Source organism: Mesorhizobium sp. M2A.F.Ca.ET.043.05.1.1, from assembly GCF_003952445.1.
Lineage (GTDB): Bacteria > Pseudomonadota > Alphaproteobacteria > Rhizobiales > Rhizobiaceae > Mesorhizobium.
Genome location: NZ_CP034446.1, coordinates 1911088 through 1927837, shown reverse-complemented (window position 1 = coordinate 1927837; position 16750 = coordinate 1911088). Strand labels below are relative to the sequence as shown.

Genomic DNA, 16750 nt, shown 5'->3' with positions numbered 1-16750 from the left:
GACGGTCATGCGGAAAACCATCAGAGGCCGTGGCCTCTTGAACAACTGAAGAAGGAAAAGAGCCATGCGCCACGGTTTCAAAGGCCGTCGCTTCGCCCGCAGCGTAAGCCACCGCAAGTCGATGTTCGCCAATCTCGCCGTGTCTCTGATCGAGCACGAGCAGATCGTCACCACCCTGCCGAAGGCGAAGGACCTGCGTCCGATCGTCGAGAAGCTCGTCACGCTCGGCAAGCGCGGCGACCTGCACGCACGTCGTCAGGTCATCGCTCAGATCGGCAACGAGCCGGTCGTGAAGCGCCTGTTCGAGACCCTCGCTCCGCGCTACGCTACCCGCAACGGCGGCTACCTGCGCATCATGAAAGCGGGCTTCCGCAAGGGCGACAACGCTGCCATGGCGGTCATCGAATTCGTCGACCGCGACACCTCGGCCAAGGGCGCCGCCGACCGCGCTCGCCTTGAGGCAGAGGGCGCCAATGAGGAAGCCGCGGCCGCCTGAGGCCTGCGTTTTCCTCAATGACTTCAAGGGGCCTTCGGGCCCCTTTTTTGCATTTGGAGCGGCTTGATCCGAGCGAGCCGAATTTAACGTACAGGCTCATGCTTTTGCGCGACAAGTGTCGCATTTGTGTGCATTAGCCTTTCATTTTGCACAATCGTCGGGACAATGGCGCCCGATCTGGAGGGATTCGAAAATGCGCCTCAAACGACTGTTTCTTGTTGCCGCGCTGGCCGTCTTCGCCGTGGCACCGGCCGCAAGACAGGCTTTTGCCGAGGATGCCGCCAAGCCGGCGGATCCGGGCCTCTCCGATGTGCTGACCGACCTGTTGCATGGCGTCGAAGGCGAGAACGGCACGTCCGGCCCCGACAAGCGGGTGCCGTTCGGCCGCGAGGAGGTGCAGCTCTCCTTCGCGCCGCTGGTCAAGCAGACGGCGCCTGCCGTGGTCAATGTCTATGCCTCGCAGACCGCCAAGGTGACGTCGCCTTTCGAGGGCGATCCCTTCTTCGAGGAGTTCTTCGGCCGCGCCCAGCCGCGCGCGCAGTCCTCGCTGGGCTCGGGCGTGCTGGTCGATCCGAGCGGCGTCATCGTGACCAATTACCATGTCATCAAGGACGCCGATGAGGTCAAGGTCGCGACGGCGGATGGGCGCGAGTTCACCTCCAAGGTCATGCTCAAGGACGAGACGCTCGATCTCGCCGTGCTCAAGATTTCGGCCGACAAGCCGTTCCCGGTGATCGCCATCGGCGATTCCGACGCGCTTGAGGTCGGCGACCTCGTGCTCGCCATCGGTAATCCGTTCGGCGTCGGTCAGACCACCACCAGCGGCATTGTCTCGGCGCTTGCCCGCAGCCATATCGGCGTTTCGGATTCGGGCTATTTCATCCAGACCGACGCCGCCATCAATCCCGGCAATTCCGGCGGCGCGCTGATCAACATGGGCGGCCAGCTGGTCGGCATCAACACGGCCATCTACAGCCGCAGCGGCGGCTCGATCGGCATCGGCTTCGCCATTCCCTCGAACATGGTGCGCGCCTTTGCCGACGCCGCCAAGGCCGGGCTCGACTTCTTCGAGCGACCCTATATCGGCGCGGAATTCGAACTGGTGACGCCGCAGATCGCCGAATCGCTCGGCTTGGAGAAGCCGACTGGCGCACTGGTTTCATCGGTCGAAGGTTCCGGGCCCGCCGGCAAGGCCGGCCTGAAGCCCGGCGACGTCATTCTGTCGCTCAACAACACGCCCGTCGAAAGCATCGAGGCGCTCGACTATCGCATGGCGACGCTGTCGATCGGCACCAAGGCGACCTTCGGCGTGCTGAGCAAGGGCCAGCAGGCGACGCTGGAAATCCCGCTGGAGCGCGCGCCGGAAGGCGCCAAGCCCAGCGAGGTCACCTTGCGCGGCCGCAGTCCCTTCGCCGGCGCCAAGGTCGCGGAGCTGTCGCCCAGGCTTGCCCAGCGGCTTGGCCTTCGCACCGACCTCAAGGGCGTCACCGTCATCGATATCAGCCGCGATTCGCCGGCCGCCGATTTCGGCTTCCAGCCCGGCGATATCGTGCGCGAGGTGAACGGCACCAGCATCGACACCGCGGCGACGCTGGCGCAAATTGCCCAGCAGGACACGCGCTGGTGGCGCTTTACCGTCGAACGCGGCGGGCAGATACTGCGCCAGGTGTTGCGTTATTGAGGCGGTCTGCCCATCTAAGGCATGATCCCGAACCGAAGGTCCGCTTGGAAAAAAGTGGGAACCGGTGTTTGGACAAGATCATGCTCTCAAGAGAGCTGGCTCGCGTTTCAACAAAAGACTTGCATGGCCGATCTGTTCAGTTCCGATGAGCCGGAGAAAGCGCCGCCCGGGCGGCCGCTGGCCGACCGGTTGCGCCCCAAAAACCTCGGCGAGGTCGTCGGCCAGGAGCATCTGACCGGCCCCGACGGCGCGCTGACCAGGCTGATCGATTCCGGTTCGCTCGGCTCCATGATCTTCTGGGGTCCCCCCGGCACCGGCAAGACGACGGTGGCGCGGCTGCTCGCAGGCGAGACCAATCTCGCCTTCGAGCAGATCTCGGCGGTGTTTTCCGGCGTCGCGGACCTCAAGAAGGTGTTCGAGGCGGCGAAACTCAGGCGCGCCAATGGCCGCCAGACGCTGCTCTTCGTCGACGAGATCCATCGTTTCAACCGCGCCCAGCAGGACGGCTTCCTTCCGGTGATGGAAGACGGCACCGTGGTGCTGGTTGGCGCCACCACGGAGAACCCGTCCTTCGAGCTGAACGCGGCGCTTCTGTCGCGAGCGCGCGTGCTGGTGTTCCGTTCTCTGGGCGAGGAAAGCATCGCCAAGCTTCTGGCGCGGGCGGAAGAAACCGAGGGCAGGGCGCTGCCGCTCGACGACGAGGCGCGCGCGATGCTGATCCGCATGGCGGACGGCGACGGCCGCGCCTCGCTGACGCTGGCCGAGGAAGTCTGGCGCGCCGCCAAGAAAGGCGAGGTCTTCGGCCCCGAGGGCCTGCAGCGCGTCATCCAGCGCCGCGCGCCGATCTACGACAAGGGCCAGGACGGCCATTACAACCTGATCTCGGCGCTGCATAAGTCGGTACGCGGCTCCGATCCGGATGCCGCCCTTTATTACCTCGCCCGCATGTTCGATGCCGGCGAGGATCCGCTCTATCTCGGCCGCCGGCTGGTGCGCATGGCGGTGGAGGATATCGGGCTCGCCGATCCTCAGGCGCTTGTCGTCGCCAACGCGGCCAAGGACGCCTATGACTATCTAGGCTCGCCCGAGGGCGAGCTCGCCTTCGCGCAGGCCACCGTCTATCTCGCCACCGCGCCGAAATCGAACGCCGTTTATACCGCCTTCAAGGCTGCGACCGCGGCCGCCAAGGAGTTCGGCTCGCTGCTGCCGCCCAAGCACATCCTCAACGCGCCGACCAAGCTGATGAAGCAGGAGGATTACGGCGCCGGCTATCGCTACGACCATGACGAGCCGGACGCCTTTTCGGGCCAGGACTATTTCCCGGAGAAGATGGGCCGGCACACTTTTTACGATCCGCCGGAACGCGGTTTCGAGCGCGACATCCGCAAGCGGCTGGAATACTGGGCGAAGCTGCGCGCCGAACGGAACAGCTGAGTTGTGCGGCCATGGCTGAAGTGGAGTAGCTCGCTCCAAATATTTGCGCCGAGAGACCCCTCGAGCCCACGCGACGGCATTGTGCCGGGAAACAAAAAATCCTATCAAGACGCACGGCTGGCGGGGGTCGCCGTGATTTTGTCCCATGGAACAGGATCGCGCCTTCCCGCGCGAATGGCAATGAAAAAGCAAACCGTCAAGTCGCTCCGCAAGGCCGCCATCGCGGTCGTGGTTCTCGCGCTCGCCTTCTACTTCATCCCGATCCTGACCGCGATCTGGGTCGTCTGCGGCCTGATCGACGTCATGCGCAACGATCAGAAGAACCGAAACCTGTTCGAGCGCTACTTCCTCGGCAACGGCCTGTTCACCTGGCTGCTGTCGCCGTTCAACCTGATTGTCGACCTTCTCTGCTACCGCAACCCCGGCGTCTGGAAGCCCGAGCAGTTCCCCGAGGACTATCAGCGCGAGATCAGCGAGGTCCTGGGTGTCTTCAAGGCCCGCAAGGACGAGATCATCGCCGACATCGACGCCAATTTCGGCGCAGGCCGGCGCGGCATGTATGTCTATCAGTGGTACGGCAAGCACAAGATCGACAACGTTCCCGAATTCAACAAGGACTACAAATACATCAAGACGATCGCCGTATCCGTTTTCAGCAAGCGCGAATCCACGTCCTGGCATTTCGGTCCGCTCCGCCTCAGCCTGCGCATCCTCTACAATCTGATCCCGGTGCAGGCGGAGATCTTCGTCCAGTGCGGCAGCAAGAAGAACTACTGGTACGACAACCCTCTGTTCATCTTTGACGACACGCTGTTCCACCGCTCGGTCAACGAATATGACGGCCGCCGCTACTGCGTCTTCGTCGACATCATCAGGCCGTCTCCATTCCCAAAACTGATCGCGGGCCTTCTCGCCATCGTCTCGGTCAGCGTGGAGCGCATCAATTCGGTCTTCTACAAGAACTGGAAGATGATCGGCTCGTCCAAGCCTAAGGCCACTGCCAACTGATTCTGGGCCTCTTCAATCTCCTGGCTCGGCCTGCTCGGCCGGGCCTCGATGCTCTTAAACCAACGTCCTATAGCGCCGATCCGCTGCAACCGTTACAACTCTTCCATCGGATATATCCACAAGGATATAACGACGGGCGGAAGGAGGTCCGCTCGCTGGGAGGATAGGTTTGAGCGGGCGGCAAGCAGCCGGTCATGCGGATTTCGTCCAGGCTTCGATCGCCAGAAGCGATGCGGCGCATTCGGCGTTGGTCGCCTCGTGGCGGCGTTCCCTTCAACTGCATCGCCTCGATCCGGCTGAGCGTAAGGCGCCAAGGCGGCTGACCGAAGCCGAATTGCGGCAGGCACGGCAGCGCATGGAACGGATGATCCGCGCCGCCGAGACAAGCCTCAACCGGCTCTATCAGGCGGTCGGCGGGGTCGGTTGCTGCGTGATGCTGGCCGACCGCGACGGCATCCCCGTCGAGCGCCGCGGCGCGGTCGCCGACGACGAGACCTTCGACGAATGGGGCCTGTGGATCGGCACGGTCTGGAGCGAAGACAGTGAGGGAACCAACGGCATCGGCACCTGTCTCGCCGATCAGCGGCCGCTCACCATCCATCGCGACCAGCATTTCTTTTCGCGCAACACGCTGATGAGCTGCACCACGGCTCCCGTCTTTGACCATGAAGGCAACCTGGCGGCCGCGCTCGACGTATCGTCCTGCCGCTCCGACCTCACGGAAGGCTTCGTCCAGCTCATCTCGGTCGCGGTGGGCGACGCCGCGCGCCGTATCGAGGCCGAGAATTTCCGTATGGTCTATTCCAATGTCCGCATCCTGCTTGCGCCGGTTGCCGAGCGCAGCGCCGGCGCGTTGATCGCCGTCGACGCCGACGACCTTGTGATCGGCGCGACACGCTCGGCGCGGCTTGCTCTCGGCATAACGTCGGAAGGCCTGGCCAAGGGCCTGCTCGCCGCGGACATACTCGGGGACCCGGCCAGGGCCCGGGAGGACCTCGACGATGCCGAGCGAAGCGTGCTGCAGCGCGCGATGGCGCGCACCGGCGGCAATGTCTCGGCTGCGGCGCAGAGCCTCGGCATCTCGCGCGCGACGCTGCATCGCAAGCTCGCCCGTTTCAGCATCCGCCGGCCGCATTGATTTACGCAACCTGACCTGTCGCAGTTCTGCGACACTCGGCGGCCGCGATCCGTTTGCCTGGGGATGACAGGCTGAAGAGCATCCGCAAGTGTTTCCAGCGACGCGCCACATTCCGTGACGCCGTTTTTGCTGGGAGGCAGACAATGAACAAGGTTGAGTTCTCACGCGCGGCGAAGGTCCCCTTCGCCAAGCGCTATGACAACTTCATCGGTGGCCGCTGGGTCGCCCCGCATGCCGGAAGATACTTCGACAACATCTCGCCGGTGACCGGCCGGCCGCTTTGCGAGATCGCAAGGTCCGACGCACAGGACGTCGAAGCCGCGCTCGACGCCGCGCACAAGGCGAAGGATGCCTGGGGCAAGACCAGTCCGGCGGCCCGCGCCTTGATCCTCAATCGCATTGCGGACCGCATGGAAGACAATCTCGACCTGCTGGCGCTCGCCGAAACGTGGGACAACGGCAAGCCGATCCGCGAGACGACGGCGGCGGACCTGCCTCTGGCCATCGACCACTTCCGCTATTTCGCCGGCGTCCTTCGCAGCCAGGAGGGCAGCCTTTCGGAGATCGACCACGACACGGTCGCCTATCATTTCCATGAGCCGCTGGGTGTCGTCGGCCAGATCATCCCTTGGAACTTCCCGTTGCTGATGGCCTGCTGGAAGCTGGCGCCTGCGCTCGCCGCCGGCAATTGCGTGGTGCTGAAGCCGGCCGAGCAGACGCCTGCCACCATCATGCTGTGGGCCGACCTTATCGGCGACCTTTTGCCGGAAGGCGTGCTCAACATCGTCAATGGCTTCGGCCTCGAGGCTGGCAAGCCGCTGGCATCGTCGAACCGCATCGCCAAGATCGCCTTCACCGGCGAGACGACGACCGGCCGCCTGATCATGCAGTATGCCTCGCAGAACCTCATCCCGGTGACGCTGGAACTCGGCGGCAAGTCGCCCAACATCTTCTTCCAGGACGTGGTTGCCGAGGATGACGACTTCTTCGACAAGGCGATCGAGGGCTTCGTGATGTTCGCGCTCAACCAGGGCGAGGTCTGCACGTGCCCCAGCCGCGCGCTGGTGCATGAAAAGATCTACGACAAGTTCATGGAGCGCGCGCTGAAGCGCGTCGAGGCGATCGTGCAGGGCGATCCACTCGATCCGGCCACGATGATCGGCGCGCAGGCTTCGAGCGAGCAGCTGGAAAAGATCCTCTCCTACTTCGATATCGGTCGCCAGGAGGGAGCCCAGGTGCTGACCGGCGGCGAGCAGAACCACCTGCCGGGCGACCTTGCCGGCGGCTATTACGTGAAGCCGACGGTCTTCAAGGGTCACAACAAGATGCGCATCTTCCAGGAAGAAATCTTCGGGCCGGTGGTGTCGGTGACGACCTTCAAGGACGATGACGAGGCGCTGTCGATCGCCAACGACACGCTGTACGGCCTCGGCGCCGGCATCTGGAGCCGCGACGCGAACCGCTGCTACCGCTTCGGCCGCGCGATCCAGGCAGGCCGCGTCTGGACCAACTGCTATCACGCTTATCCGGCGCATGCCGCCTTCGGCGGCTATAAGCAGTCCGGCATCGGCCGCGAGACGCACAAGATGATGCTCGACCACTACCAGCAGACCAAGAACATGCTGGTCAGCTACAGCCCGAAGAAGCTCGGCTTCTTCTGATCCTCCCAGGGCGAAGGAGGAAGGGAGGGCGCCGCGGACGGCGCCCTCCCTTCGACATAGGAGGATTGCCATGGACAGGGCTTCATTGGGCAAAGTCTCGGCCACGGCGGCAGCCAAGGCGCTGCTGGCCGAGATCATCGCCGACCACGGGCCGGTGCTCTTTCACCAGTCCGGCGGCTGCTGCGACGGATCCTCGCCGATGTGCTATGCGCGCGGCGAGTTCATGATCGGCGACAATGACGTCAAGCTTGGCGAGATCGGCGGCACGCCGGTCTATATCAGCGCCTCGCAATATGAAGTTTGGAAGCACACCGACCTGATCATCGACGTGGTGAAGGGCAGGGGCGGCATGTTCTCGCTCGACAATGGCCGCGAGAAGCGCTTCCTGACGCGCTCGACGGTCTGCGCGGTATCACCGTCATCTTCCGCCGACTGAGCGAGCAGACTAGCGCACCATCGGCCGTGATTGGGGTAATCGCCGCGCTTTGTTGGGCCTTTGGCTCGCAACCTGTTCGCCTTAGTGCTATGGCGCCGCTTTCAAACGGAAAAGCGTATCCATGGCAGGTGTAGAACAGATCACGGTGGAGGCCGGCGAGGCGGGCATGCGGCTCGACCGTTGGTTCAAGGTCCATTATCCGGGCCTCGGCTTTGGTCACCTGCAGAAGCTGTTGCGCTCGGGTCAGATCCGTATCGACGGCGGCAGGGCGAAGGCGGACACGCGCGTAGAGCCTGGCCAGACAGTGCGTATCCCGCCGCTCGACATCGACAAGAAAGGCGATGCGCCGCTCACCGGTCACTCGATCCGCAACCAGGGCGATGCCGACGTGCTCGCCAAGATGCTTCTGCACGAGGACCCGAAGGTCTTCGTCTTCAACAAGCCGGCCGGCCTGGCGGTACAGGGCGGCTCGGGCGTCACCCGCAATGTCGACGACATGCTGGAAGCCTGGCGCAACCAGAAGGGCGAGAAGCCGCGCCTCGTCCACCGCCTCGACCGCGACACCTCCGGCGTGCTGGTCGTCGCCCGCACCCGTCTGGCCGCGATGAAGCTTTCCGAAGCGTTCCGGGCGCGCGAGACCAAGAAAACCTATTGGGCGCTGGTCAAGGGCGTGCCGCCGAAGCGCGAGGACAAGATCTCGACCTGGCTGGTCAAGGAGGCGACACCGGATGGTGACCGCGTGCGCATCGCCAAGCATGGCGAGAAGGGCGCCGACCATGCCGTTTCCTACTATCGCGTCGTCGAGCAGGCGGCGCAGTCGCTGTCCTGGCTGGAGATGGAGCCCTATACCGGCCGCACGCACCAGCTTCGCGTCCACGCAGCCCATATCGGCTGCCCGATCATCGGCGATCCGAAATATTTCGAGGCCGATACCAATTGGGAATTCCCGGGCGGCATCCAGAACCGCCTGCACCTGCACGCCCGCCGCATCGTCATCCCGCATCCGGACCAGGGCGTCATCGATGTGACGGCGCCGATGCCGCCGCATATGCGGCAAAGCTGGAACCTGCTCGGCTTCGACGAACAGAGCGCGGAGGACTAGATTGACCGTTGCGCCCGCACTGGATCGCCGCGACGCGGTCGATATGGCGGCAGCGGCCATCATGGTCGGGCTGACCTTCTCGTGGGGACTGAACTACGTCGCGGCCAAGATCTCCTACGCAGGCTACGATCCCGTCTTCGTCTCAATCGCCCGTTCGCTCATCGGGGGAGCCTGCGTGCTTGGCTGGTGCCGGTTGCGCGGCATCAAGCTGTTCGAAGCGGATGGGACGCTGGGCGCCGGCATTATCGTCGGCGTGCTTTTCGGCGTCGAGTTCCTGTGTCTCTATATCGGCCTCGAATACACGACCGTCGCCCGCAACACGCTGCTGGTCAACACCATGCCGTTCTGGGTGCTGATCGGCGGTCATTTCCTGCTCGGCGAGCACATCAACGCGCGCAAGCTCGGTGGACTTGTCCTGGCCTTCTGCGGCCTGGTGGCCGTGTTCTCCGACGGCATCGTCGAACGCAGCGACGCATCGCTGACCGGCGATCTGCTCAGTCTCAGCTCGGGCATTCTCTGGGCGGCGACCAGCATCGTCATCAAGCGCTCGAAACTGGTCGCGACCAGCGCCGAGAAACTGCTGCTCTACCAACTGGCCGGCGCGGCGATAGTCGGTTTCCTGGTGATGCCCTTGGCCGGCCCGCCCATTCGCGCGGTTGCAACCTTGCCGACGCTGGCGCTGCTCTTCCAGTCTTTCTATATCGTCGCCTTCACCTATGTATTGTGGTTCTGGCTGCTTCGGCGCTACCCCGCGTCCGGTCTGTCGAGCTTCGCCTTCCTGTCGCCGGTGTTCGGCGTCTTGTGCGGCGCGGTGGTCCTTGGTGAAGCGCCGACGACCAGGATATTCCTGGCTCTGGCCCTGATCGCCGCCGGTCTCATCATCGTCAACCGGCCGGCGCGCAGGCAGCCAACAGTTTAGGGAGTTCGACATGCGCGACATCCTCGAAGACCTCGAAGCCGGAAAACTGCTTTCCGATCCCGATCCCGTGCGCCGCGCCCAGATCCAGATGAAGACGCCGCTGCCGAAGCGTTTCTACAAGGAGGTTTCGGTTGTCCCGGTGGAAAACGGCTTTGCCGTTCGTCTCGACGGCCGTCCGGTGCGCACGCCGGGCAAGGCCGTGATGGTGTTGCCGACCGAAAGGGCTGCGGCACTCGTGGCCGACGAATTCAGCGCGCAGGCCGAGGTCATCGACCCCGTGACGATGCCCGTCATGCGCCTCGTCAACACCGCCATCGACGGCGTCGCCTCCGACCCGCAGGCGGTGCTGGAAGATGTATTGCGCTTCGCTTCGTCCGATCTGCTTTGCTACCGCGCCGATGGTCCGCAAGGTCTGGTCGATCGTCAGAACAAGCTGTGGGATCCGGTGCTGGACTGGGCACGTAGCAGCCTCGGCGCGCGCTTCAACCTTGCCGAAGGCGTCATCCATGTCGAGCAGCCGCGCGAGGCCATCGCCATCCTCGGCGCGCTTCTCGGCCAGCGTTCCGAGCCGATGCGGCTGGCCGCCATCCATGTCATGACGGCGCTGACCGGCTCGGCGCTGCTGGCGCTGGCCGTGGATTTCGGCGAGTTGGACGCCGAGGAAGCTTGGGCAGCGGCGCATGTCGACGAGGACTGGCAGATCGAGCACTGGGGCCAGGACGCGGAGGCAGTCGCGCGCCGCTCGGCGCGCAAACGCGACATGATGGCGGCGGTCAGCCTGCTCGAGGCACTGCAAGGCTAAAAGCAATTCCGCCTGGAATTGCGTAAGACAAACAAATCTGGAGTGGACCGGTGACCCGCCGGAGTTGAGCCACTGCAGGCGCACGCCGTTTTCGCACCGCACCTAATACCAAAGTCATAATCCCATCGTCGCGGTGCCTTTCGGCCGTCATTTCTGTCATTTTTTGCTTCGTTGGCTGTGTTTTCGAGTCTGCGTTCGGAGGAGTGCGGCGTGCAGCCATCGAGGACAGACGGGATCTCACGGGAGGATATACAAATGGCAATGGCATCGGCCGCCGGCGGAACCAGCCGCGGCATGACGCGGGAGGAGAAGAAAGTCATCTTCGCCTCATCGCTTGGCACCGTTTTCGAATGGTATGATTTCTATCTCTACGGTTCGCTGGCCGCCTTCATCGGCTCGACCTTCTTCAGCCCGGCGATTCCGGAGGCGACGCGCAACATCTTCGCGCTGCTGGCCTTTGCCGCCGGCTTCCTCGTGCGCCCGTTCGGCGCGCTCGTGTTCGGCCGCATTGGCGATCTCGTCGGCCGCAAATACACCTTCCTCGTCACCATGACGATCATGGGCCTGTCGACCTTCCTGGTCGGCCTGCTGCCCGGTTACGCAAGCTGGGGCATCGCGGCGCCGGTGATCCTGATCGGGCTGCGCATGCTGCAGGGCCTGGCGCTCGGCGGCGAATATGGCGGCGCCGCGACTTACGTCGCCGAGCATGCGCCGGACGACCGCCGTGGTTACTACACCTCATGGATCCAGACCACGGCGACGCTCGGCCTGTTCCTGTCGCTCATCGTCATCCTGATCGTGCAGGGTTCGCTCAGCAAGGAAACTTACGCGTCCTGGGGCTGGCGCATACCCTTCATCGTCTCGTTTATCCTGCTCGCCGTTTCGGTCTGGATTCGGCTGTCGCTGTCGGAGTCGCCGACCTTCCAGCGTATGAAGGACGAGGGTAAGGGCTCCAAGGCGCCGCTGACGGAGGCGTTCGGCCAGTGGAAGAACGCCAAGATCGCCCTTCTGGCGCTGCTCGGCCTCACCGCCGGCCAGGCCGTGATCTGGTACAACGGCCAGTTCTACGCTCTCTTCTTCCTCACCAACGTGTTGAAGGTCGACGCGCAGTCGGTCAACATCATGATCGCCATAGCGCTTGCCATCGGCTCGATCTTCTTCGTCGTGTTCGGCTGGCTGTCCGACAAGATCGGGCGCAAGCCGATCATCATGGCCGGACTGGCCTTGGGTATCGTATGCACCTTCCCGCTGTTCAAGGCGTTGACCTCGGCCGCCAACCCGGCTCTGGCCACCGCCCAGCAGAACACCCGCGCGACGGTGACGGCGGCGCCCGGCGACTGCAGGTTCCAGTTCAACCCGGTCGGCACGGCGAAGTTCACGACATCCTGCGATATCGCGACCTCGTTCCTGACCAAGAACTCGGTGCCATACGACGTTGTCACGACGGCCGCGCCTGGAACTGCGGCCACGGTCAAGATCGGCAACGAGACGGTGGAGTCTTATGACGCCGTTGCCGCCGGCGATCAGGCCAAGGCCAAGGAGGGGGCTTTCCAGAAGGCGGTGAACATGGCGCTGAAGGACGGCGGCTATCCGCTGAAGCGCGCCGCGGCCAAGGTGGCGGACCAGAAGCTCGACGCCTTCATCGCGGCCAATCCGGAACTGAAGCTGGACGCCGCGGCCATTCGCGGCGGCGAGAAGGCGACGGTGAAGGCCGATCAGGCGGTCGCCGACAAGATCCTGACCAAGGACGAGGCGGCCGGCGCGACGGAAGTCACGGTCTACACCATACCGGGCGGCGGCGCGTTTGCCATGTTCGCCGATCCGGCGGCCATCAACTGGCCGATGACGATCGGCATCCTGTTCATCCTGGTGCTGTTCGTGACCATGGTCTACGGGCCGATCGCCGCGATCCTGGTCGAGATGTTCCCGACCCGCATCCGCTACACCGGCATGTCGTTGCCTTACCATATCGGCAACGGCTGGTTCGGCGGCCTGCTGCCCGCGACCGTGTTCGCGCTCAGCGCCTACAAGGGCGATATCTACTACGGCCTCTGGTACCCGGTGATCATCGCGGCGATGTCGCTCATCATCGGCATGATCTTCGTCAGGGACACGCTCGGCACCGACTTGCACGCCAAGGACTGACCTCGGCCATCTGCTCGACAAGGAAGCCCGGCGCGAACGATCGCGCCGGGCTTTTTCGTCCACAAAACCTAATGCATGTCGCTCAGAAGTGCGTAGCGGTTCTGGGACAACGACATGCATCAAAACAAAGACTTAAAGCGCGTCGCCTGAATCCGTTTCAGCGCGACGCGCTTTAAGGGCGATCAGCTCTTGCGCTGATTTTCTTCCTCGACGGCTGCTTCGTGGTACCAGCCGTCAAAGTCGGAGTGCTCGCCGCGAAGCGTCGCAAGCTCTGCCGCGAATTTCGCCTTGGCGCCTAAATTTGAGGCAGACTTGCGCCCTGCCAGCGGGAACATCAGGATTTTTGCCGACGGACGCGGTTGCATGACCTGCATTGGCGACCTCCTTGCTTGTCTAGGGACTTGCCGATTCAACTTAGCAGCCAAGATAGGTTCTGCGATTCATTTAGGCAATATGCCTACAAAAAGATCATTATTTGCCAATTATTTGTGCAGAAATATCGATTGAGCGATCCGAGCGCATTATTGGGGCGGCTAAGCAAAATCTACGTGTTGTTTTGAGCATTTTGCCGCACCCGCCGACGGCGGAGTGGCATACGAATTGCTTTTTAACCATCGGCAGGCCGGCAAGCCCGGCCATGCGTTGACGCCGCTTGCGGTGTCCTAGCAACGAGAGGCACTGGAATGACCAAATACAAGCTCGAGTATATCTGGCTCGACGGATATGTCCCGACCCCCAGCCTGCGCGGCAAGACCCAGATCAAGGAGTTTGCCGAGTTCCCGACGCTCGAGCAGCTGCCGCTGTGGGGCTTCGATGGCTCGTCCACCAACCAGGCCGAGGGCCACAGCTCCGACTGCGTGCTGAAGCCCGTCGCCGTGTACCCGGATCCGGCCCGCACCAATGGCGTGCTGGTCATGTGCGAAGTCATGATGCCGGATGGCGTGACCCCGCATGTCTCCAACAAGCGCGCCACCATCCTCGACGACGAGGGCGCCTGGTTCGGCTTCGAGCAGGAGTATTTCTTCTATAAGGACGGCCGTCCGCTCGGCTTCCCCGAGAGCGGCTACCCGGCGCCGCAGGGCCCGTACTACACCGGCGTCGGCTACAAGAATGTCGGCGATGTCGCCCGCACAATCGTCGAGGAGCATCTCGACCTCTGCCTCGCCGCCGGCATCAACCATGAAGGCATCAACGCCGAAGTGGCGAAGGGCCAGTGGGAATTCCAGATCTTCGGCAAGGGTTCCAAGAAGGCCGCCGACCAGATGTGGATGGCTCGCTACCTGCTGCTGCGCCTGACCGAGAAATACGGCATCGACATCGAGTTCCACTGCAAGCCGCTGGGTGATACCGACTGGAACGGCTCGGGCATGCACGCCAACTTCTCCACCGCCTATATGCGCGAAGTCGGCGGCAAGGCCTATTTCGAGGCGCTGATGGCGCAGTTCGACAAGAACCTGATGGACCACATCGCCGTCTACGGTCCGGACAACGACAAGCGCCTCACCGGCAAGCACGAGACCGCGCCGTGGAACAAGTTCTCCTATGGCGTCGCCGACCGCGGCGCTTCTATCCGCGTGCCGCACTCCTTCGTCAAGAACGACTACAAGGGCTATCTGGAAGACCGTCGCCCGAACTCGCAGGGCGACCCCTACCAGATCGCTTCGCAGATCCTGAAGACGATCTCCCAGGTTTCGACCGACGCTGTTTCGGCTGCCGCCTGATCATCGAGGGGCGGGCCTCGCCCGCGCCTCGTAAGTTTCAATTGTCGAAAGCCCTGGCGTTCTTCGCCGGGGCTTTTTTTGCATGCAAACAACCAGCGGGAATGTTTTGCCTCCCGCCGCCGCCAGCGGCAGCAACGCCACGCGATTGAGCGCCGCGACCACTTTGGCATGACTGCTGCTTCTGCAGCGGCGGACCGGGCCGGATGCTGCATGGCTCCGATGGATTTGCGGAAAGGCGACAGCCCTCCGATGGACCGCCCATGCGAAAACCCCGGCGAAACGCCGGGGTCCGTCTTTGTCGCCGATGCGGAGAAGTTCGGTCGTCAGACCGAATAGTACATGTCGTACTCGACCGGATGCGGGGTCATTTCGAAGCGCATCACCTCGGCCATCTTGAGTTCGATATACGCATCGATCTGATCGTCGTCGAACACGCCGCCGGCCTTGAGGAATCCGCGATCCTTGTCGAGGTTCTGCAATGCCTCGCGCAGCGAGCCGCAGACGGTCGGAATCTTCTTCAATTCCTTCGGCGGCAGGTCGTAGAGGTCCTTGTCCATCGGCTGTCCGGGATGGATCTTGTTCTTGATGCCGTCGAGGCCGGCCATCAGCATGGCGGCGAAGCCGAGATAGGGATTCGCGCCCGGATCGGGGAAGCGGACCTCGACGCGCTTCGACTTCGGCGAGGAGCCGAACGGAATGCGGCAGGACGCGGATCGGTTGCGCGCCGAATAGGCGAGCAGCACCGGCGCTTCATAGCCTGGCACCAGACGCTTGTAGGAGTTGGTGAGCGGGTTGGTGAAGGCGTTGATCGCCTTGGCGTGCTTGATGATGCCGCCGATGTAATAGAGGCAGGTTTCGGAGAGGCCCGCATATTCGTTGCCGGCGAAGGTCGGCTTGCCGCCCTTCCAGATCGACTGGTGCACATGCATGCCCGAGCCGTTGTCGCCGAACACCGGCTTCGGCATGAAGGTGGCCGTCTTGCCGTAGGCATTGGCGACCTGGTGCACGACATACTTGTAGATCAGCATCTTGTCGGCGTTGCGCACCAGCGTGTCGAACTTGATGCCGAGCTCGTGCTGGGCGGCGGCGACTTCATGGTGGTGCTTCTCGACGCGCACGCCCATCTCGGCCAGCACGGTCAGCATTTCGGAGCGCATGTCCTGGGCGGAATCGATCGGCGGCACCGGGAAATAGCCGCCCTTGATGCGCGGACGGTGGCCGAGATTGCCGGTCTCGTAGTCGGTGTCGTCATTGGACGGCAGTTCGGTGGAGTCAAGGCGGAATCCGGTGTTGTAGGGGTCTGCCTTGTACTTCACGTCGTCGAACACGAAGAACTCGGCTTCGGGGCCGACATAGATGGTGTCGCCGATGCCTTCCGACTTCATGTAGGCTTCGGCCTTCTTGGCGGTGCCGCGCGGATCGCGGTTGTAGGCTTCGCCCGAGATCGGATCGAGGATGTCGCACAGGATGACCATGGTCGACTGCGCGAAGAACGGATCCATGTGGACGGTATCCGTGTCGGGCATCAGCACCATGTCGGACTCGTTGATTGCCTTCCAGCCGGCGATCGAGGAGCCGTCGAACATGACGCCATCGGCGAACATGTCTTCCTCGACCTCGACGACATCCATCGTCACATGCTGCAGCTTGCCGCGTGGATCGGTGAAGCGCAGGTCGACGAACTTCACGTCGTTGTCCTTGATCTGCTTCATGATGTCTTTGGCTGTCGTCATGTCATGTATCCCTGTGTGATGACGTGTTTTTGATGATGACGTTGCAGAAAGATGGGGGACGTCAGATGGCGTCGATACCGGTCTCGCCGGTGCGGATTCGCACGACTTCCTCTATGTTGGAAACGAAGATTTTTCCATCGCCGATACGGCCCGTTTGCGCCGCTTTCCGGATGGCCTCGATGGCGCCTTCAACGGCTTCGTCGCCCAGCACCACTTCGATCTTCACCTTGGGCAGGAAGTCGACGACATATTCGGCGCCGCGATAAAGCTCGGTATGCCCCTTTTGACGGCCGAAACCCTTGGCCTCGGTGACGGTGATGCCTTGCAGCCCGGCCTCTTGAAGCGCTTCCTTCACTTCGTCCAGCTTGAATGGCTTGATGATCGCTTCGATCTTTTTCATGTAAAAAATGGCCTCCACTGCCAAGAAGACGGGTTGTGTACCCCGCTTGCGCCTCCATCTAGCACGAACCGTGC

At 63.0% G+C, this 16750-nt stretch carries 15 protein-coding genes; 12 read left to right on the top strand and 3 right to left on the bottom strand.

Features of this window, described 5'->3' with window-relative positions; all coding sequences use genetic code 11:
- Positions 1–64 precede the first annotated feature (64 nt).
- The 11 genes from rplQ to EJ069_RS09125 all read left to right on the top strand — a co-directional run bounded on the left by rplQ (position 65) and on the right by EJ069_RS09125 (position 12822).
- Entirely contained in the window at positions 65–496 is a 432-nt protein-coding gene (gene rplQ / locus EJ069_RS09175; protein WP_042642218.1) for a 50S ribosomal protein L17, read from the top strand.
- Positions 497–689: 193 nt separating this feature from the next.
- On the top strand, positions 690–2177 hold the full coding sequence (locus tag EJ069_RS09170) for a DegQ family serine endoprotease (protein ID WP_126061026.1): 1488 nt from the start codon (positions 690–692) through the stop codon (positions 2175–2177).
- Positions 2178–2300: 123 nt separating this feature from the next.
- On the top strand, positions 2301–3611 hold the full coding sequence (locus tag EJ069_RS09165) for a replication-associated recombination protein A (RefSeq protein WP_126061025.1): 1311 nt from the start codon (positions 2301–2303) through the stop codon (positions 3609–3611).
- Positions 3612–3791: 180 nt separating this feature from the next.
- Positions 3792–4619: an aspartyl/asparaginyl beta-hydroxylase domain-containing protein gene (locus tag EJ069_RS09160; RefSeq protein WP_189476248.1), complete on the top strand. Its 828-nt coding sequence runs from the start codon at positions 3792–3794 to the stop codon at positions 4617–4619.
- Positions 4620–4788: 169 nt separating this feature from the next.
- A complete protein-coding gene (locus tag EJ069_RS09155) occupies positions 4789–5757 on the top strand; it encodes a helix-turn-helix domain-containing protein (protein ID WP_126061023.1) in 969 nt (322 codons plus the stop codon).
- A 143-nt stretch (positions 5758–5900) separates the two neighbouring features.
- Positions 5901–7418 (top strand): aldehyde dehydrogenase, encoded by a 1518-nt coding sequence (adh, locus tag EJ069_RS09150; protein ID WP_126061022.1) that lies wholly within the window; start codon positions 5901–5903, stop codon positions 7416–7418.
- 70 nt (positions 7419–7488) lie between these two features.
- Positions 7489–7854, top strand: coding sequence for a DUF779 domain-containing protein (locus EJ069_RS09145; RefSeq protein WP_126061021.1), 366 nt, complete (start codon positions 7489–7491; stop codon positions 7852–7854).
- A 121-nt stretch (positions 7855–7975) separates the two neighbouring features.
- Positions 7976–8956: an RluA family pseudouridine synthase gene (locus EJ069_RS09140; RefSeq protein ID WP_126061020.1), complete on the top strand. Its 981-nt coding sequence runs from the start codon at positions 7976–7978 to the stop codon at positions 8954–8956.
- A gap of 43 nt (positions 8957–8999) precedes the next feature.
- Positions 9000–9875 carry a DMT family transporter gene (locus tag EJ069_RS09135; protein WP_126064671.1) on the top strand — a complete coding sequence of 292 codons (876 nt, stop codon included), beginning with the start codon at positions 9000–9002 and terminating at the stop codon, positions 9873–9875.
- A 10-nt stretch (positions 9876–9885) separates the two neighbouring features.
- Positions 9886–10677: an ATP12 family chaperone protein gene (locus EJ069_RS09130; protein ID WP_126061019.1), complete on the top strand. Its 792-nt coding sequence runs from the start codon at positions 9886–9888 to the stop codon at positions 10675–10677.
- A 255-nt stretch (positions 10678–10932) separates the two neighbouring features.
- The gene (locus EJ069_RS09125; RefSeq protein WP_126061018.1) at positions 10933–12822 is read left to right on the top strand and encodes an MFS transporter; all 1890 of its coding nucleotides are present in this window, start codon (positions 10933–10935) and stop codon (positions 12820–12822) included.
- 182 nt (positions 12823–13004) lie between these two features.
- On the opposite strand, the gene EJ069_RS09115 is transcribed toward EJ069_RS09125, so the two are convergent.
- Positions 13005–13196, bottom strand: a complete 192-nt coding sequence (locus EJ069_RS09115) for a DUF2735 domain-containing protein (RefSeq protein WP_126061017.1) — start codon at positions 13194–13196, stop codon at positions 13005–13007.
- A gap of 309 nt (positions 13197–13505) precedes the next feature.
- Between EJ069_RS09115 and EJ069_RS09110 the strand changes: the two genes are divergently transcribed.
- Complete coding sequence (locus tag EJ069_RS09110) at positions 13506–14543, top strand: glutamine synthetase beta-grasp domain-containing protein (protein WP_042642239.1); 1038 nt, start codon at positions 13506–13508, stop codon at positions 14541–14543.
- 323 nt (positions 14544–14866) lie between these two features.
- Here EJ069_RS09110 and glnA read toward each other — a convergent pair whose 3' ends face one another.
- Together glnA and EJ069_RS09100 are read right to left on the bottom strand one after the other, a co-directional pair.
- Positions 14867–16276: a type I glutamate--ammonia ligase gene (glnA, locus tag EJ069_RS09105; protein ID WP_042642240.1), complete on the bottom strand. Its 1410-nt coding sequence runs from the start codon at positions 16274–16276 to the stop codon at positions 14867–14869.
- Positions 16277–16337: 61 nt separating this feature from the next.
- On the bottom strand, positions 16338–16676 hold the full coding sequence (locus EJ069_RS09100; protein ID WP_018428041.1) for a P-II family nitrogen regulator: 339 nt from the start codon (positions 16674–16676) through the stop codon (positions 16338–16340).
- Positions 16677–16750 lie beyond the last annotated feature (74 nt).